The organism is Pseudonocardia sp. Cha107L01 (genome assembly GCF_052566575.1).
In genome coordinates this window covers 3,910,241-3,936,481 of sequence record NZ_CP199579.1, presented here as the reverse complement: position 1 = coordinate 3,936,481, position 26,241 = coordinate 3,910,241, and the positions used below count along the sequence as shown (strand labels likewise).

Sequence of the window (26,241 nt, the reverse complement as noted above, 5' to 3'; positions counted from 1 at the left end):
AAATGTCGGACGTCCGACCACTGCACGGCCGCGCACCGCGGTGGACCGCGCTCACCGGGGCATTCGCCGCCAGATGGCCCTGGGCAGCAGCCGCAACCCGGCAAAGATCACTCTCAGCACCGCCGGCACCCACACCTCTCCCCGGCCGGCCCCCAGCGCCCGCACGGTGGCGTCGGCGACCTGGTCCGGGGTGCTGGAGAACGGCGCCGGGGACATGCCCTCGGTCATCCGCCCGATCACGAAACCCGGGCGCACCAGAAGCAACCGCACCCCGCTGCCGGCCAGCGCATCGGAGAGCCCGCTGGCGAACCCGTCCAGGCCGGCCTTCGCCGAGCCGTACACGTAGTTGGCCCGCCGCACCCGCACCCCGGCGACCGAGGAGAACACCACGATGGTGCCCCGGCCCTGGGCGCGCAACAGGGTGGCCAGCTCGGTGAGCACGCCGACGTGCGCGGTGTAGTCGGTGTGCACCACGGCCGCCGCGTGCGCCGCGTCCCGCTCCGCCCTGGCCTGGTCGCCCAGCACCCCGAAGGCCACCACGACGACGTCCAGCGGGCCGGCGAGGCCGACTGCCCGGTCCAGCACCGCGCGCTGCCCGGCCAGGTCGTCGGCGTCGAACTCGACCCGGTGCACCGAGGTGGCTCCCTCGGTGCGCAGCGCCCGCTCCTGCTCGTCCAGCTGATCCGCGCGCCGCGCCGCCAGCACCACCGTCCTGGTGCCCCCGGCCACCAGCCGATGCAGCACCGCCAGCCCGATCTCGCTGCGGCCGCCGAGCAGCAGGACGGCACCAGGATCGGATGCGGGCGCGCCGTCGGTCATCGCGCGAGCTTCCCAGCTGTAGATCGTCCTCGGGCACCCGGGGTGCTCAGTCGCCGCGCCTCGGCCTCAGGACTCCTCGGCCACGTCGAGGTCGAGATCGAACGGCGGGGTGCTCTCCCCGCTGATCCGGAACCGCCCCCACAGGTCGGGGTCGGAGAGCTCGCCGGGCCGCTCACTGTGCGGGGTGCGCAGCACGACGTCGGCCCGGTTGCCCTTGATCAGCTCGTCGAGCTCCGGGTTCGCCGCCACGCGGCCGTACCAGTGGAAGAAGCCGTCGATCGGCTGGAAGTTGCCGCGCAGGTCCACCTGCACCGCCACCTCGGCTTCCCCGACCAGCACGGTGGCGGGGCCGGCGTAGCCCACGTCGCCGTGCTCCTCCTCGCCCTGGCCGGGCTCGTGCACGGTGGGCGTCTCCGCCATCAGATACCTCCGATCGAGACGCCGAAGCGCCGCGCGACCGTCATCGCCACCGTGCTCAGCCGCTGGTAGCCGGAGCCGAGCAGCCGGGGCGCCGCGTCGAACACGTAGGCGTCCGGGCCGATCAGGATGCGGGCCCGCTTGCGCTCCACCCCGCGCAGGATGGTCTTCGCGGCCTGCTCCGGGGTGGTCCGCGCGATCCGGGAGAAGTCGTTGGCCCGCTGCTGCGAGGTGCTGTTCTCCGGGGCACGGGCGTCCCTGGCGATGTTCGTGCGGATCCCACCGGGGTGCACACAGCTGACCCCGACCCGACGCTTCTCCAGCAGCATCTCCTGGCGCAGCGCCTCGGTGAAGCCGCGCACCGCGAACTTGGTGGCGTTGTAGGCGCTCTGCGTCGGCACCCCGACGAACCCGAACACGCTGGAGATGTTGACCAGGTGCCCGTCGCCGGAGGCGATCAGGTGCGGCAGGAACGCCTTGGTGCCGTGCACCACGCCCCAGAAGTTGATCCCGACGATCCAGTCGAAGTCCTCGTAGCTCATCTCCTCGACGGTGGCCATCAACGCGACGCCGGCGTTGTTCACCACCAGGTTGACCCGGCCGAACTCGGCAACCACCTGATCGGCGTGCGCGGTCATCGCGGCCCGGTCGGACACGTCCAGCTGGTAACCCCGGGCCTGCACGCCGAGCTTCTCGCAGCGCGCGGCGGTATCGGCGACCGCAACCTCGTCGACGTCGGACAGCGCCAACCGGGCACCTCGCCCTGCCAGGTCGAGGGCCAGCGCCCGGCCGATCCCGGAGCCTGCCCCGGTGATCACCGCAACGCGGTCGGTGAAGTTCTTCATGCCAGTTCTCCCTTGCTCGCCAGGGCGGCCGGCGCGGACTGGCCGCCGGTCGGGCCGCTGGCACTGACCAGCTCGAAGTCGCTGGGTTCGATGTTGCGGGTGGCCAACCAGTAGCGCCAGGTCTGCCCGGGCCACAGCGTGCGGTTCACGCCCTTGGCGTCGAGGTACCAGTTGGTGCAGCCGCCGGTGCTCCACACACCCTTGGCCAGCCGCCGCTGGATCTCGTCGTTGAAGCTCGCCTGCACGGACTCGCGGACCTCGATGGCCGCCGCCCGGTGCCGCCCGGCCAGCTTCATCGCGGACAGCGCGTAGCGGACCTGCGCCTCGATCATGAACACCACCGAGTTGTGCCCCAGCCCGGTGTTCGGGCCGAGCAGGAAGAACAGGTTCGGGAACCCGTTCACGGTGATGCCGAGGTGGGTCTGGATGCCCTCGCTACGCCACTGCGCGGCGAGGTCGCGGCCGTCGCGGCCCTTGATGTCGAGGTAGTCGAACGAGTCGGTGACGTGGAAGCCGGTGCCGTAGATGATCGCGTCGACCTCGTGCTCGACGCCGTCGCCGTCCACCACGCTGTGCGCCCGCACCTCGGTGATGCCACTGGTCACCACGTCGGCGTTGGGGCCGGCCAGCGCCCGGTAGTAGGTGTTGGACATCAGCACCCGCTTGCAGCCCAGCGTGTAGCTCGGCATCAGCTTCTTGCGCAGCACCGGGTCACTGACCTGGCGCGCCACCGAGCGGCGGCCGAGGCGCTCGGCGATCCGGAGCAGCCCGGGGTGGCCGTTGAAACCCACCGCGAGGGACTCGTTGAGCCAGTACACCCCGGCGCGGTAGAGCTGGCGCGCCGGCGGGAACAGCCGGAACAGCGTGCGGACCCGCTCCGGTACCGGCCGGTCGGCCTTGGGCAGCACCCACGGCGCGCTGCGCTGGAACAGGGTGAGCGACTCGACCTGCCCGGCGATCTCCGGCACGAACTGGATCGCGCTGGCGCCGGTGCCGACCACGGCCACCTTCTTGCCGGCCAGGTCGTACTCGTGGTCCCACCGCGCGGAGTGGAACGCCGTGCCCTCGAAGCTCTCGATGCCGGGCAGCTCGGGCACGTTCGGGATGTGCAGCGCGCCGACCCCGGCCACCAGGAACCGGGCCCGGTACTCCACCGCTTCGCCGGTGGCCGACCTCGCGCGCAGCGTCCAGCGGGCCGCCTCGGGATCCCAGCGGGCGCCGGTCACCTCGACGCCGAAGCGGATGTGCCGGCGCAGCTGGTACTTGTCGGCGACCCCGCGCAGGTAGTCGAAGATCTCCGGCTGCGGCGAGAACATCCGCGACCAGCCCGGGTTCTGTTCGAAGGAGAACGAGTACATGTGCGACTGGATGTCACAGGCACAGCCGGGGTAGCTGTTGTCCCGCCAGGTGCCGCCGACGTCGTGCGCCTTCTCCAGGATGACGAAGTCGTGCCGGCCCTCCTTGACCAGCGCTATACCCATGCCGAGACCGGAGAAGCCGGTCCCGATGATGGCCACCTCGGTGTCGACCGGGGGGCTCTGGGCCGCCCCCTCGGCGGCCTCGGCGGTGGGTGCGTTCATCGTGGTCCTCCCCGTTTCCGGCGTCGCGCTCAGCGGTCCGGGCCGAGCAGGAACGAGCGGCGCCAGAGTGCCTTCGTCACGACTCCGGAGATCATGCCCGCCTCAGTGAGGAAGGCGACGATCCGTTCCCCCATCCAGCGAATGCTCTGCTGGTAGTTCGGGTTCGCCATGGCGGCCCTCCTGGCCTGCTTCGGGTCCACCCCGACGCCCTGGTACACGTCGGGATGCAGCATCAGCCGGACCAGGGAGGGTGCCGCCAGGGCCAGTGCCACCCGGTTGACGGCCAGCTCGATGCGGCCCATCTTGGGCACCCTCCGGTTCACCTCGGCGCGGGCGAACGAGATGTGCCGGGCCTCTTCGAGCACGTGGATCTTGTTGATCATCCGGATGGTCGGCTGGATGTCCTCGTCGGCCATCGACTCGCGCTGCAGCCGGTCGGTGACCTCCTCGACCAGCAGGGTGCCACCGTAGGTGGCCGGACCGATCGGCAGCAGCAGGCTGAGGTTGAGCAGGCCGCGGAACCACCGCGGCGCCAGGTACGGGCCGACACCGGACTTCTCGATGCCCCTGCCGAACATGGTGGAGTGCCGGCACTCGTCGGCCACCTCGGTGAGCGCGTACTGCGCGTGCCGGGACGTCGGGTCACCCTGGGTGGCCACCTTGAGCAACAGGTGCATCAGCGCGACCTCGGCGTAGATGCCGAAGCTGGTGATGCTGATGATCTCGTGTTTGCCCAGCTCGTAGCGCTGCTCGGGGGTCATCCGCTCCCAGAGCTCGGTGCCGAACAGGGACACCCGGTGCTCGGGGAGGAAGCGCTTGTCCGGATCGATCGGCGCCGACCAGTCGACGTCGACCTGGGGATCGTAGGAGCGGGCGGCCGAGGACCTGAGCAGCCGTTCCGCCGTCTTCTCCCGCTTGGACACCTGTCGCACCGGTTCCTGTGACGTCTCTGTCATCAGTAACTCGCCTCCTGACCTCACCCGGTCCGCTCGATTGGCGTACCGCCGAAATGGCCACAGTGCAACAATACTGCTCTATAGTTGCATCGAGGCGCAAGCGCCGCACTGCTACTCGATTGTCTCTGTTACTCGACTAGGGTTGTCATGAGAGAAATTGCGACGACCGACCGGGAGGAGCCACCGGTGGACTCCCCCTCCGTACTACCTCTCCCCGAGTCCATCCAGGGGTTCCCGCCGCTGCCGCCGGCATCGCTCGACCCGTTCCTGGACGCCACCTCGCGGTGTTTCGCCCGCTACGGCGTACGGCGTACCTCGGTGCAGGACGTGGCCCAGGAGCTGGGGGTCAACCGCACCACGGTGTACCGCCAGGTCGGCAACATCGAGCAGCAGGCGATGCTGCTGGCCGCCAGGGACTCGCACCGGCTGCTCAGCTCACTGCCCGGCCGGATCAGCTTCCCGATCGGCCCTCGATCGGTGGTCGACCTGCTCGCCACCCTGGTGCGGGAGGCGCGGGCGCACCCGGTGCTGGCCAAGATGCTGGCCGACGAGCGGGACCTGATCGGTTCGTTCGTGGCCCGCGACGTGCCGGACCTGATGGAGCGGGCCACCACGGCGTTCGTGCCGCTGGTCAGCCTCGCCATCGGCACCGGCAACCTGGCCAGGCGCGATCCGGTGGCGCTGGCCCAGTGGCTGGTGCGGATCACCGCCTCACTGATCCTCATCGAACCGCCCGGCGACCTCACGGACTTCCTCGGCGAGCTGCTGATCCCGGCGCTCACCCCGACCAGCCCGGCGCCCCCGTCCCGGCGCCGCCGGCTGCGCTGAGCGGGGTCGGGCTCCCGGTGACGGCCGGGTTCGCCGGCCCGTACGCGGCCGGCCCACCGGCCGGGGCACTCGACGTGACCCGGCCACCGCTGGCCCGCTTCGGCCCGGCCGAGCTGGCCCGGATCGTGGTGGTCTGCGTGGTGCTGGCCAGTTGCCTGCTCACCGCCGGACTGCGCTGGCTGCTGGACCTGGCACGGCGTTGGCGCGGCGACCGGCTGCCGCACTCCCCCGGCCGGACCCCGGAGGCTCAGACGTGGTCGGGGGCGCAGACCTGGCCGGAGGCTCAGACCTGGCCGGAGGCTCAGACCTGGCCGGAGGCGCAGACCTGGCCGGAGGCGCTGGCGGACGGCGCCGTGACCGCGTTCGGCCGGCTGGGGCCCACGTTCGTCAAGCTCGGGCAGCTGATCGCGTCCTCGCCCGGGATGTGGCCCGAGGCACTGAGCACGTCGGCGCTGCGCTGCCTGGACGACATGCCCCCGTTCCCGGCCGCCGAGGCACGCCAACTGGTGGCCACCGCGCTGGGCCGGCCGGTTTCGGAGCTGTTCGCCGAGTTCGACGACGTGCCGCTGTCGGCCGCGTCCATCGCCCAGGTGCACGCCTGCGTGCTGCCGGACGGCCGCGCGGCGGTGCTCAAGGTGCGCCGCCCCGGCATCCACCGGCGGATGGTCACCGACCTGCGCATCATGTACCGGCTGGCCCAGCTGTTGGACGGCCGCGTCGAGCTGGTCCGGCTGGTCAGTCTGGTCGGCATCGTCGAGCAGCTGCACGAGGTCACCTGCAAGGAGCTGAACTTCGCACTGGAGGCGAGCAACCAGGAGCGGTTCGCCGCCTCGGTCGGCGCCTTCGGCGACAACACCGGCGTCACCGTGCCGGAGGTCTACTGGCCGTGGTGCGGACCAGGAGTGATCTGCATGCGGCGGCTCTACGGCTGCCCGCTGGACAACCCGGAGGAGCTCGCGGCCCTCGGTCTGGACGGTGAGCTGCCGCTGCGCCGGGGGGTGAAGGCGTGGCTGGAGGCGGCCATCCTGCACGGGCCGTTCCACGGTGACGCGCACGCCGGCAACCTGTGGATCACCGACGACGGGCGGCTGGCCTACCTGGACTTCGGCATCATGGGCGAGCTCGCGCCGAGCTGGCGGGAATTGCTGCGGGAGATGCTCTACACGATGATGTTCGACCGCGACTTCGAGCGGGTGGCCCGCGGGCTGCGCCGGTGCGGGGTGCTGGACTCCTCGGGCGGTACCGACGCCCAGCTCGGTTGGGCGCTGGGCGCGGTGTTCGGCCCGCTGCTGGACGCCCCGATCGCCCGGCTGAACTCCCGCGGGATCACCGAGATGCTGGTGGCCACCGCGCGCCAGCACTCCGGTTCCGCTCCCCCGGAGCTGACCCTGTTCACCAAGCAGCTGCTCTACTTCGAGCGGTACTCCGCGGCGCTCGCCCCCGACTGGGTGCTCGGCACCGATCCGTTCGTGCTGCGCAACATCTTCCCGGCCGAGGCCACCGCCCGTGCCGCCGCGCTCGGCCTCGAACTCCCGGACTGACCCCAGCGCCCCGCGCGCCGGGGTCAGCGGCCGCCTGACGTTACCGAGCTGCACACCAGGCAGGCCGCGGGCGGCCAGAACATGCCTGGTGTGCAGCTCGGTAACAACCCTGCCCGTCTGCGCGTGCGCGGGCCGGGGGGTCAGCGCGGGTGTTCCGCGGCCAACCGGACGGACCGGCGGCGGCCGCGCAGCAGCAGCACGCCGAGCGCGACCAGCGCGAGCGCCACCGAGGCGGGTAGCGGCGCGGCACCGGCCGCCGTCCCCGCCCGCCAGGAGACCAGCCCGTCCAGCCCGGTCTCCGACACGGCGAACAGGCCCAGCGCGGCGGCGACCACACCGGTCACCGCGGCACCGGTGCGCACCGCGGCCGGCGGGCGGGGGCGCTCGAAACGGCGGCAGACGACGACCAGCCCGGCGCAGATCAGCGCGCACGCGGTCAGCCAGCCGGGCAGAACGAGCAGCCACATCGGGGTGTCGGCGGCCGGCAGGTGCACGCCGGCGAGCAGCAGCGCACCCTGCACCAGGTAGCACGCGGTGAGGTGCCAGCAGAAGATGGTCATGATCACCGTGTTGCCGCTGGCCACCACGAACCACACCCGGGGTCGCCCGACCAGCGCGGTGCCGGCCGGGCGCAACAGCAGTGCGACGCCGACCAGAAACAGGCTCTGGGTGAACAACGCAAGGGTGGCCGGCGAGGAGTTCGCCGTCTCGTTGCCGGGCAGGCCGACCATCAACACCGGGTAGACCGAGGTACCGAAGACGAGCGCCACCGTGGCGCCGAGGCCGCCGACTGCCAGCGCCGCCGCGAGCCGCCGACCACCACGCAGCAGCGTGCCGTCCGCGTAGCCGTAGCCCATCTGGTGCACCGCCAACCAGACGAACAGCATGTTGGCGTACCCGACGAGCGCCACACCGGCGCCCAGCGCGACCAGGTCGACCGCCGCCGCGGCCACCGCGAGCGTGCCGACCACCGGCCACAGTCCGAAGCGCAGGTGCAGTCGCATCATCGTCGGCGCGGCCAGCACGATGAGCAGGTACACACCGAGGAACCACAGCGGCACGGTGATCCGGTGCAGGCCGGCGGCGAGCTCCCCGGCGGCCAGCCCGGAGACGTCCAGGGTGGCCGCGAGCACCGCCCAGACGGTCAGCATCGCCACCGCCGGCGGCAGCAGCCGCGACATCCGGGCCCGGACGAACTCGCCGATCAGCGGCCGGTGCAGCAGCGCCCTGGCGTGCGCGAAGCCGCCCACGAAGAAGAACAGCGCCATCACCTGCCACACCCAGGTGGTCAGCATGACCGGCATCGATGTGCTGACCGAGCCGGCCCCGTAGAGCGTGAGCAGCGCGACCACCCAGTGCCCGACGGCAACCATGCCGATCGAGAACAGCCGGAGCAGGTCGGCATAGCGGTCGCGGTCGGGCGGGGTGGCCGCCGCGAGGTCAGCGGCGCTGAGTGCGGAAGGTGAGTTGTTCGCCATGCCCATCAGCCTCGCGGCGAGGGGTACCCGACACATCCGTGGGACTACGTAACCGCCGGCGGACGGGGCCGCCGCCAGAGGTGCCGCCGGCGGTCTCAGTCGTCGTCGGGGCGGGCGTGGTCCGGCTTGCCCGGGGTGGGGTCGCGGGACAGGTCGATCAGCGGGTTCAGCGGCGCGCCGTCCGGCGACTGGTGTTTGCCGACGTGCTCGGCCAACTCGGACTCGGCAACTAAGCCGTCCGGTTCGGCGGTTTCCTGGTCTGCCATGGCTCCCCCTTGCGGGCTGGTCGTGGCGGGCTGGTCGGGGCACTACGCCGACGGAGTCTAGTGGGGCCGGCTCGGGCACCTGTCCGCCGGACCTCGCTCCCCCCGGGCCAGCCCGGTGCGATCAACCGGGCGCGCGGCGGGCTAACCGGGCGCACGGCCCAGGAAAACGACCGGGCCGCCGCGCGCCGACCGGGTACCTCTCCGAGGTCGGCAGGTCGATCAGGACAGCGGACGGCGGCCGTTGACGAACTGGACCACCCCGCTGAGCTGCTGGTGGATGTCCACCAGACCACTGGCCCGCAGCACCCCGGTCAGCTCGTCCCGGTCGAACATCCGCATGCCGCTGGCCCAGCCGAGCACCGTACGGGCCGCCCGCTGAGGCTCCCAGGAACCGCGGTAGCTGGTCATCAGCGCGATCCGGCCGCCCGGCGCCAGCACCCGCAACATCTCCACCAGCACGGTGAACGGCTCCGGCACCAGGTACAGCGCCGCGTAGCAGCACACCGCGTCGAAGCTCGCGTCCGGGAACGGCATCCGGCGGCCATCCGCGCGCAGGTACGCCACCCTCGGCACCACGTGTTCGGCCACCGCCCTGGCCAGCATCGGCGCGGACGCATCCAGCCCGACCGCCAACCCGTCACCCCGCAGCGCCCCGGCGAACACATGAGTGAAGTTGCCCGGCCCGCAGGCCACGTCGAGCACCCGCTGCTCACCGTCGAGCTCAAGGGCACGCACCGCGCCCCGGCGCTCCTCGTCCGCGCTCGGCCCGCTCAGGCCCATCGCCAGGTTCAGCCCGTTGCGCCAGCCGCGCTGGTAGACGGCCGCGACCAGGCTGCTCTGCATGGCGCGCTGAGCAGGGGTGCGGGGCTGACCGGCACCGTCACCCGGCGAGCCTCCGAGCAGGTCCAGGTAACCCGCCGAGTCGTCCGGCTCCCGGTCCAGGCGCGCCGGGTCGAGCAGCGCGCGCAGACTCGCAAGGCCGCGCGCGCGCACGGCATCGGTCACGTGAGCTCCAGCTTGCCCACCAACCAGCGTCCGTCGTGCGGGGTGAGCGTCATGATCACCCGGTTGCGGTCGACCCGGGGCTGCGCAGTGGCCGCGTTGGTGATCGTCTGGTCCACGAAGACCACCACCTCGACCTGCTCCGGGCTCTCCGAGCTGATCCCGGCGCCCAGGACGTTGCCCTTCGCGGTGGCCTTCGCGTTGGCGATCAGCTGGCGCAGAGTCTGGCTCGCGCCGGTGTACTGGTCCTTGAACTCACCGGTCGCGCCGTCCAGCACGTCGGCGAAGTTGCGGTCAAGGTTCTGGTAGTCGTAGCTGGTCACGGTCACCGCGTAGGCCTTGGCGGTGGCCAGTGCCTCGGCACCGGCCCGGTCGGTGGCCACCCGGCGCTGCAGCAGCAGCCCGAAGGTGACGGCGGCCGCCACCGCGAGCACCAGCACCACAGCGACCCCGATCGCCGCCGGCAACGGCAGCCGCAGGGGAAACCGGCCCGCCTTGGCCGGTTCCGTCACGCCGCCCGCCGGTGCCGCCGCGGCCCCCTCAGCCGCGGCCCCCTCAGCCGCAGCCCCCTCAGCCGGGGCCGGCTTCTTGGCCGGGGCCGCGTCGCCGGTCGGAGCTGCCTTCTCAGCCGGGGCCGGCTCGGCGGCCGAGGGCTGGTCCGAGTCCTGGGTAGCCGTGGTCGGCTCGACCGTCGCCGTGTCCGCTTCCTTCACCGGGACCTCCAGGTGGTGCTCGTCAGTCGTGCTGGTCAGTTGTCCCCGGAGTCCTCGGGCCCTCGGGCCCGCTGCTCGGGGTTCGCACCGGGCGGGGGCCCGGCGGTGTGGTCGCCGTCCGGTCTCGGCACGTTCGCCGAGCCGCGCTGCTGCAACCGGGGGCCGGTCTGGTTGCAGTACCGGTAGATCCGCGGCTCCGGGCTGCCACCGATCGTCGGTGGCCGGCGGGGGGTGCCGTAGTCGCACGACGTCCGGGGGTAGACGTCGCCGAGGACCTGAATCTTGCCGTCCTTCACGATCGCGGCGACGAGCGGGCCGAATTTGACCAGCCCGGGCAGGAACTGCGAGATCGCCGGCAGCCGCATGGCCACCACGTGGCCGGTGGTGCCGAGGTCGCCGAGCAGCGCGCCGACCGACGGCCCGCCCTTCTCCACCACGTCGTCCAGCAGCTTGAGCGTATCCGGGGCGTCGTTCAGCAGGTCGCGGATCTTCGGGTCGGCGTCCTTGAGGGTGGCGGTCAGGTCGCGGCCGTCGTGGCTGAACTGGACCAGGTCACCCCGCAGGTCGGACACCGTGCCCAGCACGATCCGGCCGTTGTGCAGCGAGTTGACGGTCTGCGGCAGTACCGATTCCAGGCCGGCGAGCAGGAAGTCCCCGCCGTCCAGCACCCGCTGGATGTCCGGTGCCGTGCCGTTGAACGCGCGGGACAGCTCGTCGATCACCACCGTCACCTTGGCCGGTTCGACCTGCAGGGCCAGCGTGCTCACGTTGGAGATCACCTGGGAGAACGGGACCGGGGTCCGGGTGTCGCGCTGGTCGATCACCGCGCCGTCGGCCAGGTACGGCCCGTGGTCGCTGCGCGGCCGGAAGTCGAGGTACTGCTCGCCGGCCGCGGAGAGGTCGGCGATCGCGACGTCGGTGTCCTCCGGGATCCGGGTGCCCTCGTCGACGTTCACGGTGATCTCGACACCACCGGGGCGCAGCCCGATCGCGCTGACCCGACCGACCGGGAAACCCCGGTAGCTGACCTGGGAGTGGTCCAGCAGCCCCCCGGAGCGGGCCGCATTGACGGTGATCCGCATGGGGCGGTTGAACGGGTCGATCTGGACCACCGCGATGAGGATGTAGCTCAGTCCGACCGCCAGCAGGACCAGCATCGCGAGCATCGTCACCAGCGACCGCGTCTTCATCATCGGAGCCCGCCAAGTGTGCTGAACTGGTGCTCCAGGTGCTGGGCGAAGGACTGCTCACCGTCGACGAAGTCGTTCGGCCCTGGGAGGTTGTCCCCGGGTTGCGGGATGGCGATCGGCAGCGGCAGCAGCGACAGGCTGGCGTTACCGGCCAACGACTCCCCCTTGGTGACCTGCTCGATCGACTTGCCGAGCGCCACCAGGTCGCGCAGCGACGGGCTGAGGTTCGGGCCGATCCTGGCGAACCCGTCCAGCACCGGACCCAGGTCACGGGTGAGCGACCGGATGTCCGACCCGCTCTCGTCGATGATGTGGTCGCCGGTGTCGCTGACCTTGCCGGCCTTGTGCAGCGCCTTGGTGAACCGGTCGGTCTGATCGGCCAGCACCTTGATCGCCGGGGTGAAGTCGGCGAACGCCTTGTCGATGGTGTCGCGGCGCGCCACCAGGGTGTCGGTGAGCCGCTGCGAGGCGGCCAGCACCCGGTCGATGTCCGCGGTCCGGGCGTTCAGCGTGGTCATGGTCTGGGTGGTCTGGCCGAGCAGGTGCGCGATCTGGGGGGCGCGACCGTCGGTGGCCGCGTTGAGCTCCTGCACGATGGTCTGGATCTGGGCCAGACCGCCCCCGTTGACCAGCGTGGACAGCGAGGCCAGCAGGTCCTCGACGCTGGCCCCCGCCTCGGTGTCCGGCAGCCCGATGGTGTCGCCGTCGCGCAGCGGCCGGCCGGGCGGCGGGTGTGCCGGCGGGTGGATGGCGACGAACACCTCACCGAGCGGGGTGGCCTGGCGCAGCTCGGCGGTGCTGCCCTGGGGCAGGCTCACGTCCGTGCGCACCGCCATGGTGACCCGCGCGGTGTAGTCCTTGGCGATGATCTGTTCCACCCGGCCGATGTCGTCGCCGTTCAGCTTCACGTGCGCACCGCCGGGCAGGTTCAGCGCGTCGGCGAACACGGCGTTCAGCCGGTAGCTCGGCCCGTCCACACCGCCGCCCGGGATCGGCAGGTCGGTGGCGCTCACGCCACCACAGCCGGCCAGCAACGCGCCGAGCAGCGGGACGGCGGCCAGCACCGCGACCGGTCCGCGCCGGCGGGTCATCGGGCACCGCCCAGCAGAAGGCTGGCGAGGCTGCTGTCGGGCGCCTTGCCCTTGCCACCGAAGCTGCACAGCAGCGGTGACCCGGCCTGCTGGCAGACCGTCTGCAGCAGTTGGCTGCCGAGCAGGATCTGATCCAGCCCGGCGTGCGCCCGCGCGGCGCCCCGGCCGAAGTCCACGATGTTGTAGAGGTTCTGGAACAGGGTGGGCAGCACATCCGCCGCCTCGGCCAGCTCCCGGCTCCGCCCGGCCAGGGTGTGCGCGGTGACCCGCACGTTGTGCAGGGTGTCCTCGCCCTTGTCCCGGTTGTCCGAGATCAGCGCGTTGGTCTGCTTCAGCAGCTCGTTGAGGTTGTCCAGCGTCTTGCGCAGATGCGGTCCCTGCTCGTCCAGCAGCGAGGTGGCGTCGGTGAGGTTCTTGGAGAAGTGGCGGACCGTGTCGTCGTTGTGCGCGGCGGTCAGGGTCAGCTGGTCCACGTCCTTGATCAGGTTGACCAGTTGGTCGCGCTGGTCGGCACCGACTCCGACGGCGGCGGCCAGCCCGTGTACCGCCTGGTGCACCTTGTCGCCGTTGCCCCGGAAGGTGTCGGCCGCCACGGTGAGCGCGTCGGCCAGCGCGGGGTTGCCGCCCTGCGCGGAGTTCAGCTGGCCGGTCAGCTTGTCGGCCGCCGCGTACAACCGGTCGACCTCCACCGGGGTGTGCGTGCGGTCCGCCGGGATCAGGTCGCCGTCGCGCATGGTCGGCCCCGACCGGTAGACCGGGGTCAGCTCCACCCGCCGGTCGGTGACCACCGAGGGCGACATGGTCACCGCGCCGGCGTCGGCCGGGACCTTGACGTCCGGGTCGATGGCGAGGTCGACCACCACGTGGGTGCCCTCCGGGTGGATGGCGGTGACCTTGCCGACCTTGATCCCGAGCACCGACACGTCGTTGCCGACGAACAGGCCCACCGCGTCCTGGAACTGGGCGCTGATGTGCATCGGTGCGCTGCCGAACACCCCGCAGCCGGACACCGTGCCGCACACCAGGGCCAGCCCCAGCAGCGCGGCCAGCGCGGTGCGCACCCGCTGTCCGGTACGCCGCGGCGGCCGTGCCTTCGGCAACGTCGGAGACATCACTTGCACCCCGAGACGGCGTGGACCGCGCACAGCAGGTTGTCCGGGACGAGGGAGTAGGGCAGGTAGATGTCCGCGTAGGGCCCGTTGCCGAAGGCGTTGTTCAGGTAGCGGCTGGCGGGGGCGATCAGCTCCACCGCCCGGTCCACCGCGTCGTCCTGCTTGCGCAGCACCTCGGTCAGCTCCCGGGCGTTGTCCAGCAGCGAACCGACCTGCGACTTGTTCTCCGAGATGGTCTTGCGCAGCTCGTCGGTGAGTGAGTGGAGGTCGGTGAGGGTGCCGCGGATGACGTCACGGCGGTGCAGCAGCTCGCGCAGCAGTGAGTCCGACTGCCCCATCAGCGCGAACAGCTTGTCGCTGCGCTGGTTCACCAGCGTGGTCACCGCGTCCGCGTTGGTGATCAGCTGGGCGACCTGGTCCCGGCGGGAGACGACCACCGCGGACAGCCGGGACAACCCGTCCAGCGCTGCGCTGACCTTCGGGCCGTCCCCGCGCAGGTTGTTCGACACCGACGCCAGCGCGGCCCGCAGCTTCGACGAGTCCAGGTCCTCGAGCAGCGGGGTGCCCTTCTGGATGACCGTCTGCAGGTCGTAGGGCACCGAGGTGTGCGCCAGCACGATCCGGTCGTGCGGCAGCTCGCCGCCACCGGCCGGGGTCAGCTCCAGGTAGCGGCCGCCGAGCAGGGTGGCCAGCTTGATGCTGGCCGTGGAGTCGGCACCGACCTTGATGTCCCGCTGGATCCGGAAGGCGATCAGCACGTGGTCACCCTCGAGCCCGGCCTTGGTGACCTCGCCGATGTCCATCCCGGCCACCCGCACCGGGTCGCCCACCCGCAGGTCGCCGGACTGGGCGAACTCGGCGGCGTAGCGGGCCTGGCCGATACCCAGCGCACCGAAGCTGAGGGTGCCCAGCACCAGCAGCACGATCACGGCGGCGGCGACCACCCCGAGCCAGAACGGGTTGCGCTCGCGCAGCGGCCGGAACAGCGGGCTCATCGGCACACCTCGGTGTGGGTTTCGCCGAGCAAGGGCTTCAGCAGGTCAAGGTTGACCGAGACGACCGGCGGGATGTCGATCGAGATGCTGCAGGCGTAGAGGTTGACCCAGGAGCCGTACTGGGTGATCCGGGCCAGCCCACCGAGGAACGGCGGGAAAGCCTTCAGCGTGTTGTTCAGGTCCTGCTTCGCCCCGACGAACGTCTCGGCCGCGCGGCTGGCGTTGCGGATGTCGGTGTGCACGTCCGGGCGGATGTCGGAGAGCAGGTCGTCGGCGTTGCCGGTGAACTCGCGCACCTTGTCCAGCGAGCCGAAGATGTCGTCGGTCTTCGAGTTCAGGCCGTCCACCAGCCGCCGGGACTGGGCGATCAGCGTGTCCAGCTCGGGGCCCTTGCCGGCCAGCTGGTCCAGCACCGTGTTCAGGTTGGTGATCACCGCGCCGATCACCTGGTCCCGGTCGGCGATGGAGTTGGTCAGCTGGGTGGTCTGGTCCAGCAGCGGCACGATCTCCGGCCCGGAGCCCTGCAGCACCGCGACGATGGAGTCGGACAGCTTGTTCACGTCCGCCGGCTGCAGCACCGTGAACAGCGGCTGGAAGCCGTTGAGTAGCGCGGACAGGTCGAACGACGGTGCGGTGTGGTCGATCGGGATGCGCCCGCCGTCGGGCAGCGGCCGCGCCGCCCCGTCGCCGGGGACCAGCGAGATGAAGCGCTGGCCGATCAGGTTCTGGTACCGGATGACCGCCCGGGTGTTCTGGAAGACCGGTTGGTCGGCCTGCACCTCCATGGTGACCTCGGCGTGGGTGCCGACCAGCTTCATGGCGTCCACCCGGCCGACCCGTACCCCGGCGATCCGGACGTTGTCACCCTCGTGCAGGCCGGACACGTCGGTGAAGTCCGCGACGTAGTCCCGGGTGGCGCCGCTGGTCACGTTCAGCAGGGTCGACCACAGCAGCCAGAACACCGCCAGCGCGACCAGCGCGAAGGCGATCAGCTTGATCAGTTCGGCCCGGACGCTCACGCCTTCACCACCACCGTGGCGCCGCGCACGATCGGGCCGAGCAGCAGCACCCCCGCCGCGCCGCCGTCCGGGTTGCCCAGCAGCGCGTCGATGGTGCGGGTCTCGGTCGGCGAACCGACCGGCCCGACGGTGCCGCCGGTCGCGGGCCGCTGGTGGAAGCTGGACGGGCTGAAGCTCGGGAACATACCGGGCAGCGACTCCGGGCCACCCGACTGCGGGTAGGCGTTCCCGGAGCTCTTCGGCAGCAGCGGCGGGGGCGGCGGGATTCCCTGGTAGAAGGGGAACGCCTTGGGCAGCGCGCCGGGCGGTGGCACCTTGTCCCCGCAGTTCGGCCCGTTCAGGCCCGGGTAGCGCGGGCAGTCGGCCGCCGTGTACGGCGCGAACGGGGTCAGCGAGATCTGGAGGTTCAGTGCGCCCTTGGACCTGGGGTTGATGGCGATCCCGAACGTGACGGCACCCTTGCCGAGGTTGATCAGCGACCGCGGAATCAGGTCACGCTGCGGGGCGAGCGTGCCGGCGATGTCACTGCCGTCGCGCACCAGCCGGATGATCCGGTCGTCGTTGTCGGAGAGGAACCCGTCCAGGTCGTCGGTGGCGTCGGTGGCACCGCTCAGCGTGTCGGCCAGCTTGTGTTCCTTGTCCACGACGGTCTTCGTGGTCACCACCGCGTTGTCCACGGTGTCCAGCAGCGCGGGTGCCGCGTCCGCCAGGGACTGCAGGTCGGTGCCCAGCAGCGACAGGTCCGCCGTGAAGTCATCGGTGTGCCCGTTCAGCGTGGTCAGGTAGGGGTCCAGCCGGGAGATGATCGAGCCGATCTTGGCTCCCCGGCCCTGCAGTCCCTGCGAGATATTGGTCAGCGCGACGTTCAGCTGGGCCGGGTGCACCGCGCGCAGCACCTTGTTCAGCTGGCTCATCACCGTCTGCAGCTGCAACGTCCCCAGGGACTCGTCACCGCGGATCACCGCGTTGCGGGCCAGCGTGCTGTCGGTCGGGGTGGTCGGGTCGAGCAGCTCCACCGACGGGGCGCCGAAGGCGTTGGTGGGCACCACCCGGGCGGTCACGCCGGCCGGGATGCCGGCGGCCATGTCCGGACGCAGCTGCAGGACGATCTCGTGCTTCGTCTGCCCGTCCGGGGTGGGTCGCACCCCCACGGCGCTGACCGAGCCGACCAGCGCACCGCGCAGCTTCACGTCCGCGCCCGGGGTAACCCCGTCACCGATGTCGTTGACCAGCGCGGTCGCCGGGAAGACGGACCGGAACACCCCCCGGTACTGCATCAGCAACAACGCGATGACGGCCACCACCAGCAGCAGCGCCAGCACACCGCGGCGGGCGAGGGTGCCCACCGGCACTCCCCGGCCCGTGGCGTCGGCTACATAAGGCACTGGGTCAGCTCCCCGTCAGCCCGAGATCCGCACGCCGGGGTCGAAACCCCAGAGCGCCATGGTGATCAGCATGTCGGACAGCACGATGGCGATGATGCTGGTGCGGATGGCCCGGCCGGACGCCTGGCCGACGCCCTGCGGCCCACCGGAGGCGTAGAAGCCGAAGTAGCAGTGGATCAAGGTGGCGATCACCACGAAGACGACGACCTTGAGCACCGAGTAGAAGATGTCGATGGGCACCAGGAACTCGTGGAAGTAGTGCAGGTAGGTACCCGAGGACTGGCCGAAACCCAGGTCCAGCACCAGCTGGGTGGCCAGGTAGTTGCCGCCCATCCCGATCAGGTACAGCGGGATGATGGCCAGGAAGGCGGCGATCATCCGGGTGGTCACCAGGTAGGGCAGCGGCCGGATCGCCATCGACTCCAGCGCGTCGATCTCCTCGGAGATGCGCATCGAGCCCAGCTGCGCGGTGTACCGGCAGCCGGCCTGGGCGGCGAAGGCCACCGCCGCGACCAGCGGCGCGATCTCCCGGGTGTTGCCGTACGCGGAGACGAAGCCGGTCAGCGGCGCGAGCCCGAGGATGTCCAGCGCGTTGAACCCTTCGATGCCCACCGAGGCACCGGTGAACACGGCCAGGAGCACCATCACGCCGATCGTGCCGCCGCCGACCACGATCGCGCCGCTGCCCCAGCAGATGTCGCCGAGCAGCCGGAACACCTCGCCGGAGTAGTACCGCAGGGTCAGCGGGATCGCCCCGAACGAGCGGCCCACGAACGTCGCCTGGTGACCCATCCCGGCCAGCGAGAGGTACGGACGCCGAACGGCGTTACCCAGCATCCGCGCCGGCTTCGGCAGTGCGCTGCTCATTGCTCGTTCCCCTCAGCCCAGCCGCTGCGGCACGAGAGCCGAGTAGATCTGCGTGATGACGACGTTCACCGCGAACAGCAGGACGACCGACAGCACCACGGTCGCGTTCACCGCGTCCGCGACGCCCTTCGGGCCGCCCTTCGCGTTGAGGCCCTTGTAGGAGGCCACCAGCGCCACCAGCAGGCCGAACAGCGCCGACTTGACCTCGGCCAGTGCCAGGTCGGCCGGCTGGGCGAACGCCGCGAAGGAGGCGATGTAGCTACCCGGCGTCCCGCCCTGGGCGAGCACGTTGAACAGGAACCCGGTGAGCACGCCGGCGAACGCGACCACGCCGCACAGCAGGACACCGACCAGCATCGTGGCCAGGATCCGGGGCACCACCAGCCGCTGGATCGGCGAGATGCCCAGCACCTCGAGCGCGTCGATCTCCTCGCGGATGGTGCGGGCGCCGAGGTCGCTGCAGATCGCCGAGCCCACCGCGCCGGCCAGCAGCAGCGCGACCACGATCGGCGCGCCCTGCCGGATCACGCCGAGCCCGTTGGCGGCGCCGATGAACGACGTCGCGCCGACCTGCTGGGCCAGGCTGCCGATCTGGATCGAGATGATCACGCCGAACGGGACGGCCACCAACAGGGTCGGGATCACCGACACACCGACCACAAACCAGGCCTGCGAGATGAACTCCTTGTACTGGAACTCACCCTTGACCAGACCCGAGACCAGGTACCTCAGCGACGACGCCGACATCACCAGGATTCGGCCGGCCGTCACGAAGGAATCGCGCATTCGGCCGATCACGGTGGCCACCAGACCGCCCAACCGGGTGTCTGTGTACCGCGAGGGGATATCCACGCACGTCCCTTCGCGTTGAACCGATTGTCGGCGTCAGCGGGCCAACCCGGGCTCCGGAAGTTATAACGAGCGATCTGGGTCACGGTTACGACAGAGCCACAGAACCGTTTATTTGTGGCTCGCGAGGTTGTTCCTCTTGCCCGACCGGCTCCGGAGAGCGACAGTTGACGCATGGCGAAGGGCAGCGCCAGCGCGGCGAAGCAGTGTCGGGAGCTCAGCAAGAGCGAGCGCAGCGAGCTCGACCGGGAGGTGGCCGAGCTGGCCTGGCGCTGGGCCCGGCGGCTGACCGGCCTCCGGGCCGACCAGGCCCCGTTCGGCCCGGTGGACCCACAGATCCCCGAGTCCGAGCGGGCCGCCGCCCACCTGGCCCGGCTCTACGTACTGGCCAAGGTGCGCAACAGCGCCGACGAGCGCGCCGACGCCGACGCGTTCTACGCCGGACAGGCCGGCGCCGGCTACCCGGAGATCGCCGCCGCGCTGGGCCTCACCTAGTTCGACCTCGCGGTCCTGGCGGGGCGTCGTCGTGGGCGGCCTGGTTGGCTTCTTCATCGGCAAGGCGTTCGGCCGTCGGCGCTAACCCGGCAGGCGAGTTGATCGGGGCGCTCACGGCCAACAGGCCGCCGCGCTGGCACTGCACCACCCAGCCGGCGGGGTAACTCCGCGTCACCGACGAGGCGGCTCGGTGTGGATTCTCGCGCGCCCATTATCACCGAGACCAACGTCAGTCCGGCATTTTTCGCCGAGATCCGGACTCATGTTGGCCTCAGCGCATCCACACCCCTCAGGCCAGTGGCCGATCCGATCGTCCGGTCACCGACTGTGACTGTCGCGGCGTAGCGGCGGCCGGCGGTTTCGCTGCCCACAACGCGCCCACCAGCAACTCGCAGTACAGCGGCGGTGGCGATCTTGGCGATCGGGGCCCGGTGGCCTGCATCCCGGCGACAGTCCGGCAATGGTCAACTCAACGAAATTCTGGTCGACTTCATGATCAAACCAGAAATACGTTGAGTTGACCATGAACGTCAGGTCGAGCGGGTCCGGCTGACCGGACCGGGGCGAGGGGCGCGCCGGATCCACTCGGCCAACCAGCAGATCGAGGCGGTCGGCCTCCTGTAGATCATCCGGCGGATATCTTTGGCTTCCTGGCCATCGTGTTCGTCGTGGGCGGCCTGGTCGGCTCCTTCATCGGCAAGGCGTTCGGCCGACGGCGCTGACCCGGCAGGCGGGCTAACCAGGCCCGCGGGTTGACCAGGCCTCTCACTGACCGGGCCGTCGGAAGCCGACCAGACCGCCACTGACCGGGCCCACGGGCCCGGTCTGGCCCCTCACGCTCCCAAACTCGGCACACCAGCCGGCCGTCGGTGTGGACACCGGCGGCGTCCCGGAGGTGGTGCATCCCGGCGACAGTCCGACAATGGTCAACTCAACGTATTTCTGGTCAACTTCATGATCAAACCAGAAATACGTTGAGTTGACCATGAACGCGGAGCCGCGCGGGGTCGGGGTGACCAGACGGGGTGACCAGACCGGGCGAGGCACGCGCCGGAAGCACTCGCGAGGCGCGACACCGGCCGCGAGGCCGCGCTAGGGGGTGGGGCTGGGCACCGGCGGCGCCCCGGAGCTGGTGTAGACGGTGACCGGGGTGCCCGCGGCCACGTTGCCCTGCGGGGTCTGCCCGATGACCTGCCCCTGCGGCGCCGCCGACGGGATCTGCACCGGTCGGACCGGGTAGCCGGCCTGGCTCAGGATCTGGGCGGCACTGGTGTCCTGCTGGCCGACCGTGTACGGGGCCACCACCTGCTGCAGGACCGGGCCGGCGGGCAGTGTCCGGTGGCCGCAGTTGTCGCTGTTGTCGCTGTTGTCGCTGTTGTCGCTGTTGTCGCTGTTGTCGCTGTTGTCGTCGTGCTTCTTCTTCTTTTTCTTCTTGTGATGGTGACAGTCGCTGTTGTCGCTGCTATCACAGTTGTCACTGCTATCGCTGTTGTCGCAGCTGTCGCCACTGCCCGCGCCGCCCTGGTACTTCGGGTCCGGCCCGGGGATGGGCTGGTTGGGCTGGCCGGCGAGGATCTTGGTCATCGCCTTGAAGTACGGCGGCGCCGCGACCGTGCCACCGAAGGCGCCGTGCCCACACTCACCGAGGTGGACCGGCGGGCCCGGGCACAGCGTGCGGGGACGCGGCCCGTCGGCGAAGAGCATCGACGAGGCCGCGTAGCCGTTCACCCCGCCGACGAACGCCACCGACTCGCTGTCGTTCGTGGTGCCCGTCTTGCCGATGTCCGGGCGGGTCCAGCGCGCCGCCGAGGCCGCCGCCGCCGAGGTACCGCCGGTGGTGTCCTTGCTCAGCCCGGCCAGCACGGTGTCCGCCAGCCCCCGCGACACCGCCTGCTCGCACGGCTGCTGCGCGACCGACAGCCGCCGGCCCCACCGGTCGGTCACCGCCAGCACCGGTGTCGGCGGGCACCAGGTACCGCCGTCCATCAGGGTGGCGGCCACGTTCGCCATCTCCAGCGTGCTGACCGGGCTGACCCCCAGGGTGAACGAGAGCAGACCCTGGTAGTACTTCGACTGCGGCTGGTTGTACTGCGGCCTGGACGCCAGCGGGTTGCCCGGTGCGGTGATCGGGGTACCGCCGGCGGCGTTGGTGCGCATCGTCTGGCGCAGCCCGAGCCGCTCGGCCATCCGTACCACCGCGGGCGTGCCGACCTTCGACTCCAGGGCCACGAACGCCACGTTCGGTGAGGTGGCCAGCGCGCTCTGCAGGCTGATCGGGTCGGCGTAGTTGCCGTCGTTCGACACCGGGTAGCACTTGGTGTTGCGGTCGGCCCGCTCGGGGACGAAGCAGTCCGAGTTCGGGTTGGGCAGCACGGAGTCGAAGCTGACCATGCCCTGCTCCAGCGCGGCGGCGGTGGTGAAGATCTTGAACGACGACCCGGCGCCGAACACGTTGCTCGCGTTGGCCACGATGTTGGTCACCGTGCCGCCGGCCTTGGCGTCGGTACCCAGGTTCCGGTTGGCCACCATGGCCAGCACCTGGTGGCCGCCGTCCTGGGGCCTGATCAGCGCGAACGTGTTGGCCACCCCGTCCTGCGCGGCCGGCACGTTGTGCTCGACGGCCGCCTTGATCGCCGCGGCGGCGCCCGGGTCCATCGTGGTGGCGATGGTGTAGCCACCGGTGTCGAGCTGATCGGTGGTGAACCCGGCGGTGTGCAGGTAGCGGACCACGTAGTCGCAGAAGAACCCGGCATCCGGGGCGGCGGAGAAACAGTTGCCACCGGGCACGGTCGGGCCGTTGGGCACCACGTCCAGCGGCGCGGACTTGGCGACGGCGGCCGACGCGGCCGGCAGCGACCCGGTGGACACCATCGCGTCGATCACCAGGTTGCGCCTGGACAGGGCCTGCTGCGGGTGGGTGTATGGGTTGTACAGGTTGGGGTTGTTGACCATGCCGGCGAGCAGCGCGGCCTGCGGCACGGTCAGCTGGGCCGGGGTGGTGTGGAAGTAGGCCGCGGCGGCGGCGCCGACGCCGTAGATGTTGCCGGCGAACTCCACCAGGTTCAGGTAACCGGTGAGGATGTCGTTCTTGGCGGTCACCCGGTCCAGCCGGATGGCCATCTGGGCCTCGCGGATCTTGCGGAGGATGGTGTCGGCCCGGTCCGCCGCCTGGGCCGCCGGGTCGTCCCGGTCCACCACGTTGATCAGGTAGTTCTTCACGTACTGCTGGGTGATCGTGGAGGCCCCCTGCAGCGGCCCGCCCGAGGTGTTGTGCAGTGCGGCGCGCAGGGTGGCCAGTGGGTCGATGCCCTGTTCCTGGTAGAAGCGGCGGTCCTCGATGGAGATGATCGCGGCCTTCATGCTGTCCGCGATCTGGTCGAAGGTGGCGGGCAGCCGGTACTGGTCGTACAGGTAGGCCAGTGGCGCGCCGGTGCGGTCCAGCACCGTGGTGGTCAGCGGCATCTGGTCGGCGGCGAGCTGGGAGTTCTCGACGCCGGCGGCGACCCGGTGCGCGGAGTCGGCGAGCTGGTTGGTCAGCACGCCGAGCCCGACGACCCCTGGCGACAGCATCGCGGCCAGCATCACCCCGGACGCCACGATGGCGCCCAGGGTTCGGGCCAGCGGGATCGGCGCGCGCACGGGGCGACGTTACCCGGGCCGGCGAGGGATTAGTCGTGACCCTGCACGCACGCGCTCTCACATCCGCGATCGAGGGGGTTCAGAACTGCACTCCTCGGCTCAGCGCGCCGTCCACCACCACGTTCGTGCCGGACATGAACGGCACGGCCGGGCTGGCCACGAACACCACCGCCCTGGCGATCTCCTCCGGGGTGGCCATCCGGCCGGTCGGGTTCAACCCGAGCGCCTCGGCGAACAGCTCCGGGTTGTTGTGCTCGATGTTGTCCCAGACCCCGCCCTCGAAGAAGGTGTTGCCGGGCGAGACGGTGTTCGCCCGGATGCCCTTGCCGGCGAGCTGGTACGCGATGCCCTGGGTGTAGTGGATCAGCGCCGCCTTGAACGTGCCGTACGGTCCCGCGGTGAAGTCGATCTCGCGGCCGGACACGCTGGACACGGTCACGATCGACCCGGCGTCGCTGCGCTCCAGGTACGGCATCGCGGCGTCCACCATCCGGACGGCGTGCATCAGGTCGACCTCGTAGCTGAGCTTCCAGTTCTCCGGCGTGATCGGGATGGCCAGCGCACTGACGTTGGCCACCACGATGTCGACCCCGCCGAGCTGCTCGGCGGAGTCCGTCACCCAGGCGGCGAGCGCATCGCCGTCGGCGACGTCCACCGACTCGCCGATCACCCGGGTGCCGTGGGCGGACAACGCTTCGGTCGTAGCCTTGACCTCGGCGGCGTCCCTGGCGCAGATCGCGACGTCAGCGCCCTCGACGGCGAACGTCTCGGCGATCCGCCGCCCGATGCCCTTGCTGCCACCGGTCACCAGGGCGCGGCGGCCCCTCAGTCCCAGGTCCATGGAATGTCCTCCTCGTCGGGTGAGGTCAGCTGGCTAGCTTGCGGTGGCGGCCTGCTCGCGCAGGTAGCTGTGCATGCCGTCGAAGGCGCGTACCGGCGGCAGCAGGGCCTTCTCCACCTTGGTCACCGCGCTGTAGTTGCTGTCGCAGACGTTGGCCAGCGGGCACAGGGCGATCTGGGTGAGCAGTTGGTAGGCGTCCAGGCGGTCCAGGCCGAGCAGCTCACTGAGCCAGCCGACCATCTCCACCTGGCTGGCCCGCCACGCGTCCTCCAGCGGGCGCGCCGAGCCGACCACCATGATCGCGTCGTCGGACTCGATGCGCGGCCACGCCGGCGCCGTGACGCCACCGGCACCGCCTTTGATCAGCTCGACCAGCAGGGTGGTGTTCATGGCGCCCTCGACGGCGGTACCGCAGGACTCCCCCTCGCCCTGGCGGTAGTGCCCGTCGCCGATGGAGAACAGCGCGCCTTCGACGTTCACCCCGAGGTAGCAGGTCACGCCGGCGCGCATCTCGGGTGTGTCCATGTTGCCGCCGAAGGTGTCCGGTACCAGCGAGGAGCGGACCTCCCGCGCGGCAGGGGCCACCCCCACCGTGCCGTGCATGGGGTCGATCGGCAGGTCGATCTGCAGCTCGCCCCCCCGGGCGGCGAACGTGACCGTGCCCCTGGCCCGGTTCAGGTGGTAGATCCAGGTGCGCTCGGGCAGTGGGTCCTGCAGCATCGCGGTGCGGTCGGTGCTGCTCAACCCACCGAAGAACGGGATCGTCGAGGACGCCGCCCAGTCCCTGGCCGGCTCGATCGAGACGAAATGCACCGCGAGGGTGTCCCCCGGCTCGGCGCCCTCGACGTAGAACGGCCCGGTCTGCGGATTCACGTCGGGCATGTTCAGGTTCATGCTGGGCAGGTCGTCGACGGTGCGCAGCCGGCCCGCGAAGGCGTCCTCGGTCCACAGTTTCAGCAGCGTGCCCGGCTTGACCGTGGCCACCGGTGGCACGCCGCCGAAGGTCCAGGCGTACTGGTCCGGCGTCGGCCGGAACTCCACCACATCCATCCGTACTCCTCGCGCCGGTGTACTGATCAGCTTTGCGAGCCGGCGACCCGGCCGCAAGAGCAGTTCGGCCCAGCCGTGGTTGCGCCAGCTGAGTGACCGGCGGGGGCGACACCGCCGGCGGAGGCACTTCGTGACGCAAAGGGGCGCCGGAAGGCCCGCCAGCGGGGAGCCCGGGCCGACAGGATCGGGCCATCAGCTCACCCGGTTCGCCCCGGGCCGTCGCGGCGCTCACCGTGTTCGCCCCGGGCCGTCGCGGCGCTCACCGTGTTGGCCCCGGCCGTCGCGGCGCTCACCGGGTTCGGGCCGCCGGCCCGGGCCGGGACCCGTCGAGTCCCGGCCCGCCGCGCGGTCGGTCAGCCCTGCAGCAGCGGTAGCAGGGCCTGCAGCTCGTCGGCGATCGAGCTGGGCACGATGTAGCCGTCCTGGTTGCGGATGTCGTCGATGTGCGCGGCCACATCATCGGCCGACACCTCCACGCCCTTACCGGCGAACCAACCCGGCGCCAACCCCACGAACACCCGCGCGTACCGGCCACCACCGGCAGAGAACACCTCATGCGTCAACCCGCACGCCTCGCTGGCCAGATACACCACCATCGGCGTCACCAGCTCCGGCTCCACACTCTCGGCCAACGGACCCAGAATGTCCTCCGTCATCCGAGTACGCGCGATCGGACAGATCACATTGCTCTTGATGCCCGCCTTCGCACCCTCGATCGCCAACACATTCGACAACCCCACCAGACCCATCTTCGCCGCACCGTAATTGGTCTGCCCGAAGTTCCCGAACACCCCCGCATTCGAGGCAGTGAAGACAAAACGGCCGTAACCGTTCTCCTTCATCACCCGAAACGCCGGCTGACTCACATGGAACGCACCCCGCAGATGCACATCCAACACAGCCTCGAGGTCCTGGTTCTCCAACTTCGCGAACGTCTTGTCCCGCAAGATCCCGGCATTGTTGATCACAATGTCGACCTTGCCGAACGAGTCCAACGCCGTCGCCACGATCGCCGCGCCACCCTCGGGCGTCGACACCGAGTCATGCGACGCGACCGCGCTGCCACCCTTCGCGGTGATCTCGTCGACCACCTTCTGCGCGGCGGAGGCATCACTGCCGACCCCCGCCGTGGACCCGCCAAGGTCGTTGACGACCACAGCCGCGCCACGCGCGGCCAGATCGAGTGCGTAAGTCTTGCCGAGGCCACCGCCGGCACCGGTCACGATGGCCACTCGGTCGATGAAGGAAATCTCAGTCACGGGG

The 26,241-nt window shown here is 70.7% G+C and carries 24 protein-coding genes; 3 read left to right on the top strand and 21 right to left on the bottom strand.

Annotated features, from left to right (window positions below):
- Positions 1–51: 51 nt before the first annotated feature.
- The 5 genes from ACTXG6_RS18515 to ACTXG6_RS18495 form a co-directional block, all read right to left on the bottom strand.
- Positions 52–819: an SDR family NAD(P)-dependent oxidoreductase gene (locus ACTXG6_RS18515; protein WP_445189065.1), complete on the bottom strand. Its 768-nt coding sequence runs from the start codon at positions 817–819 to the stop codon at positions 52–54.
- Between the two features lie 66 nt (positions 820–885).
- Positions 886–1,239: a DUF4873 domain-containing protein gene (locus ACTXG6_RS18510; protein ID WP_445189064.1), complete on the bottom strand. Its 354-nt coding sequence runs from the start codon at positions 1,237–1,239 to the stop codon at positions 886–888.
- Positions 1,239–2,081 carry an SDR family NAD(P)-dependent oxidoreductase gene (locus tag ACTXG6_RS18505; RefSeq protein ID WP_445189063.1) on the bottom strand — a complete coding sequence of 281 codons (843 nt, stop codon included), beginning with the start codon at positions 2,079–2,081 and terminating at the stop codon, positions 1,239–1,241. The genes ACTXG6_RS18510 and ACTXG6_RS18505 overlap by 1 nt, the downstream gene beginning before the upstream one ends.
- Positions 2,078–3,661: a flavin-containing monooxygenase gene (locus ACTXG6_RS18500; protein WP_445189062.1), complete on the bottom strand. Its 1,584-nt coding sequence runs from the start codon at positions 3,659–3,661 to the stop codon at positions 2,078–2,080. Before ACTXG6_RS18500 ends, ACTXG6_RS18505 begins: the two co-directional genes overlap by 4 nt.
- Positions 3,662–3,690: 29 nt before the next feature.
- The gene (locus ACTXG6_RS18495; protein ID WP_445189061.1) at positions 3,691–4,617 is read right to left on the bottom strand and encodes an AurF N-oxygenase family protein; all 927 of its coding nucleotides are present in this window, start codon (positions 4,615–4,617) and stop codon (positions 3,691–3,693) included.
- Between the two features lie 186 nt (positions 4,618–4,803).
- On the opposite strand from ACTXG6_RS18495, the gene ACTXG6_RS18490 reads away from it, so the two are divergent.
- Together ACTXG6_RS18490 and ACTXG6_RS18485 are read left to right on the top strand one after the other, a co-directional pair.
- Positions 4,804–5,445: a TetR/AcrR family transcriptional regulator gene (locus ACTXG6_RS18490; protein ID WP_445189060.1), complete on the top strand. Its 642-nt coding sequence runs from the start codon at positions 4,804–4,806 to the stop codon at positions 5,443–5,445.
- Between the two features lie 17 nt (positions 5,446–5,462).
- Positions 5,463–6,986 carry an ABC1 kinase family protein gene (locus ACTXG6_RS18485; RefSeq protein ID WP_445189059.1) on the top strand — a complete coding sequence of 508 codons (1,524 nt, stop codon included), beginning with the start codon at positions 5,463–5,465 and terminating at the stop codon, positions 6,984–6,986.
- Positions 6,987–7,126: 140 nt separating this feature from the next.
- Here the strand turns inward: ACTXG6_RS18485 and ACTXG6_RS18480 are convergent, their stop codons facing one another.
- The 12 genes from ACTXG6_RS18480 to ACTXG6_RS18425 form a co-directional block, all read right to left on the bottom strand.
- A complete protein-coding gene (locus tag ACTXG6_RS18480) occupies positions 7,127–8,464 on the bottom strand; it encodes an acyltransferase family protein (protein ID WP_445189058.1) in 1,338 nt (445 codons plus the stop codon).
- 95 nt (positions 8,465–8,559) lie between these two features.
- On the bottom strand, positions 8,560–8,730 hold the full coding sequence (locus ACTXG6_RS18475; protein WP_445189057.1) for a hypothetical protein: 171 nt from the start codon (positions 8,728–8,730) through the stop codon (positions 8,560–8,562).
- Positions 8,731–8,949: 219 nt separating this feature from the next.
- Entirely contained in the window at positions 8,950–9,735 is a 786-nt protein-coding gene (locus ACTXG6_RS18470; RefSeq protein ID WP_445189056.1) for a class I SAM-dependent methyltransferase, read from the bottom strand.
- Positions 9,732–10,445 carry a hypothetical protein gene (locus ACTXG6_RS18465; protein ID WP_445189055.1) on the bottom strand — a complete coding sequence of 238 codons (714 nt, stop codon included), beginning with the start codon at positions 10,443–10,445 and terminating at the stop codon, positions 9,732–9,734. The genes ACTXG6_RS18470 and ACTXG6_RS18465 overlap by 4 nt, the downstream gene beginning before the upstream one ends.
- Positions 10,446–10,480: 35 nt before the next feature.
- Positions 10,481–11,635 (bottom strand): MlaD family protein, encoded by a 1,155-nt coding sequence (locus tag ACTXG6_RS18460; protein ID WP_445189054.1) that lies wholly within the window; start codon positions 11,633–11,635, stop codon positions 10,481–10,483.
- A complete protein-coding gene (locus ACTXG6_RS18455; protein ID WP_445189053.1) occupies positions 11,635–12,726 on the bottom strand; it encodes an MCE family protein in 1,092 nt (363 codons plus the stop codon). Before ACTXG6_RS18455 ends, ACTXG6_RS18460 begins: the two co-directional genes overlap by 1 nt.
- Positions 12,723–13,838: an MCE family protein gene (locus ACTXG6_RS18450; RefSeq protein ID WP_445189052.1), complete on the bottom strand. Its 1,116-nt coding sequence runs from the start codon at positions 13,836–13,838 to the stop codon at positions 12,723–12,725. Before ACTXG6_RS18450 ends, ACTXG6_RS18455 begins: the two co-directional genes overlap by 4 nt.
- Positions 13,838–14,833, bottom strand: a complete 996-nt coding sequence (locus tag ACTXG6_RS18445; RefSeq protein WP_445189051.1) for an MCE family protein — start codon at positions 14,831–14,833, stop codon at positions 13,838–13,840. Before ACTXG6_RS18445 ends, ACTXG6_RS18450 begins: the two co-directional genes overlap by 1 nt.
- The gene (locus tag ACTXG6_RS18440) at positions 14,830–15,852 is read right to left on the bottom strand and encodes an MCE family protein (protein WP_445189050.1); all 1,023 of its coding nucleotides are present in this window, start codon (positions 15,850–15,852) and stop codon (positions 14,830–14,832) included. Before ACTXG6_RS18440 ends, ACTXG6_RS18445 begins: the two co-directional genes overlap by 4 nt.
- The gene (locus ACTXG6_RS18435; protein ID WP_445189049.1) at positions 15,849–17,198 is read right to left on the bottom strand and encodes an MCE family protein; all 1,350 of its coding nucleotides are present in this window, start codon (positions 17,196–17,198) and stop codon (positions 15,849–15,851) included. The genes ACTXG6_RS18440 and ACTXG6_RS18435 overlap by 4 nt, the downstream gene beginning before the upstream one ends.
- Before the next feature lie 54 nt (positions 17,199–17,252).
- Complete coding sequence (locus tag ACTXG6_RS18430; RefSeq protein WP_445189048.1) at positions 17,253–18,104, bottom strand: ABC transporter permease; 852 nt, start codon at positions 18,102–18,104, stop codon at positions 17,253–17,255.
- A gap of 12 nt (positions 18,105–18,116) precedes the next feature.
- The gene (locus tag ACTXG6_RS18425; protein ID WP_445190043.1) at positions 18,117–18,851 is read right to left on the bottom strand and encodes an ABC transporter permease; all 735 of its coding nucleotides are present in this window, start codon (positions 18,849–18,851) and stop codon (positions 18,117–18,119) included.
- A gap of 276 nt (positions 18,852–19,127) precedes the next feature.
- Here ACTXG6_RS18425 and ACTXG6_RS18420 point away from each other — a divergent pair, with 276 nt between their 5' ends.
- Positions 19,128–19,448, top strand: coding sequence for a hypothetical protein (locus tag ACTXG6_RS18420; RefSeq protein ID WP_445189047.1), 321 nt, complete (start codon positions 19,128–19,130; stop codon positions 19,446–19,448).
- A 1,092-nt stretch (positions 19,449–20,540) separates the two neighbouring features.
- Here ACTXG6_RS18420 and ACTXG6_RS18415 read toward each other — a convergent pair.
- The 4 genes from ACTXG6_RS18415 to ACTXG6_RS18400 form a co-directional block, all read right to left on the bottom strand.
- Complete coding sequence (locus ACTXG6_RS18415; RefSeq protein ID WP_445189046.1) at positions 20,541–23,087, bottom strand: transglycosylase domain-containing protein; 2,547 nt, start codon at positions 23,085–23,087, stop codon at positions 20,541–20,543.
- Between the two features lie 79 nt (positions 23,088–23,166).
- Positions 23,167–23,928 carry an SDR family NAD(P)-dependent oxidoreductase gene (locus tag ACTXG6_RS18410; RefSeq protein ID WP_445189045.1) on the bottom strand — a complete coding sequence of 254 codons (762 nt, stop codon included), beginning with the start codon at positions 23,926–23,928 and terminating at the stop codon, positions 23,167–23,169.
- Between the two features lie 33 nt (positions 23,929–23,961).
- A complete protein-coding gene (locus tag ACTXG6_RS18405) occupies positions 23,962–24,978 on the bottom strand; it encodes an acetamidase/formamidase family protein (RefSeq protein WP_445189044.1) in 1,017 nt (338 codons plus the stop codon).
- A gap of 353 nt (positions 24,979–25,331) precedes the next feature.
- The gene (locus ACTXG6_RS18400; protein WP_445189043.1) at positions 25,332–26,237 is read right to left on the bottom strand and encodes an SDR family NAD(P)-dependent oxidoreductase; all 906 of its coding nucleotides are present in this window, start codon (positions 26,235–26,237) and stop codon (positions 25,332–25,334) included.
- Positions 26,238–26,241 lie beyond the last annotated feature (4 nt).

Coding starts and splice junctions, on each gene's coding strand:
- ACTXG6_RS18515 (WP_445189065.1), bottom strand. CDS start 819: ATGACCGACGGCGCGCCCGCATCCGATCCTGGTGCCGTCCTGCTGCTC.
- ACTXG6_RS18510 (WP_445189064.1), bottom strand. CDS start 1,239: ATGGCGGAGACGCCCACCGTGCACGAGCCCGGCCAGGGCGAGGAGGAG.
- ACTXG6_RS18505 (WP_445189063.1), bottom strand. CDS start 2,081: ATGAAGAACTTCACCGACCGCGTTGCGGTGATCACCGGGGCAGGCTCC.
- ACTXG6_RS18500 (WP_445189062.1), bottom strand. CDS start 3,661: ATGAACGCACCCACCGCCGAGGCCGCCGAGGGGGCGGCCCAGAGCCCC.
- ACTXG6_RS18495 (WP_445189061.1), bottom strand. CDS start 4,617: ATGACAGAGACGTCACAGGAACCGGTGCGACAGGTGTCCAAGCGGGAG.
- ACTXG6_RS18480 (WP_445189058.1), bottom strand. CDS start 8,464: ATGGCGAACAACTCACCTTCCGCACTCAGCGCCGCTGACCTCGCGGCG.
- ACTXG6_RS18475 (WP_445189057.1), bottom strand. CDS start 8,730: ATGGCAGACCAGGAAACCGCCGAACCGGACGGCTTAGTTGCCGAGTCC.
- ACTXG6_RS18460 (WP_445189054.1), bottom strand. CDS start 11,635: ATGAAGACGCGGTCGCTGGTGACGATGCTCGCGATGCTGGTCCTGCTG.
- ACTXG6_RS18455 (WP_445189053.1), bottom strand. CDS start 12,726: ATGACCCGCCGGCGCGGACCGGTCGCGGTGCTGGCCGCCGTCCCGCTG.
- ACTXG6_RS18450 (WP_445189052.1), bottom strand. CDS start 13,838: ATGTCTCCGACGTTGCCGAAGGCACGGCCGCCGCGGCGTACCGGACAG.
- ACTXG6_RS18445 (WP_445189051.1), bottom strand. CDS start 14,833: ATGAGCCCGCTGTTCCGGCCGCTGCGCGAGCGCAACCCGTTCTGGCTC.
- ACTXG6_RS18430 (WP_445189048.1), bottom strand. CDS start 18,104: ATGAGCAGCGCACTGCCGAAGCCGGCGCGGATGCTGGGTAACGCCGTT.
- ACTXG6_RS18425 (WP_445190043.1), bottom strand. CDS start 18,851: ATGTCGGCGTCGTCGCTGAGGTACCTGGTCTCGGGTCTGGTCAAGGGT.
- ACTXG6_RS18420 (WP_445189047.1), top strand. CDS start 19,128: ATGGCGAAGGGCAGCGCCAGCGCGGCGAAGCAGTGTCGGGAGCTCAGC.
- ACTXG6_RS18410 (WP_445189045.1), bottom strand. CDS start 23,928: ATGGACCTGGGACTGAGGGGCCGCCGCGCCCTGGTGACCGGTGGCAGC.
- ACTXG6_RS18405 (WP_445189044.1), bottom strand. CDS start 24,978: ATGGATGTGGTGGAGTTCCGGCCGACGCCGGACCAGTACGCCTGGACC.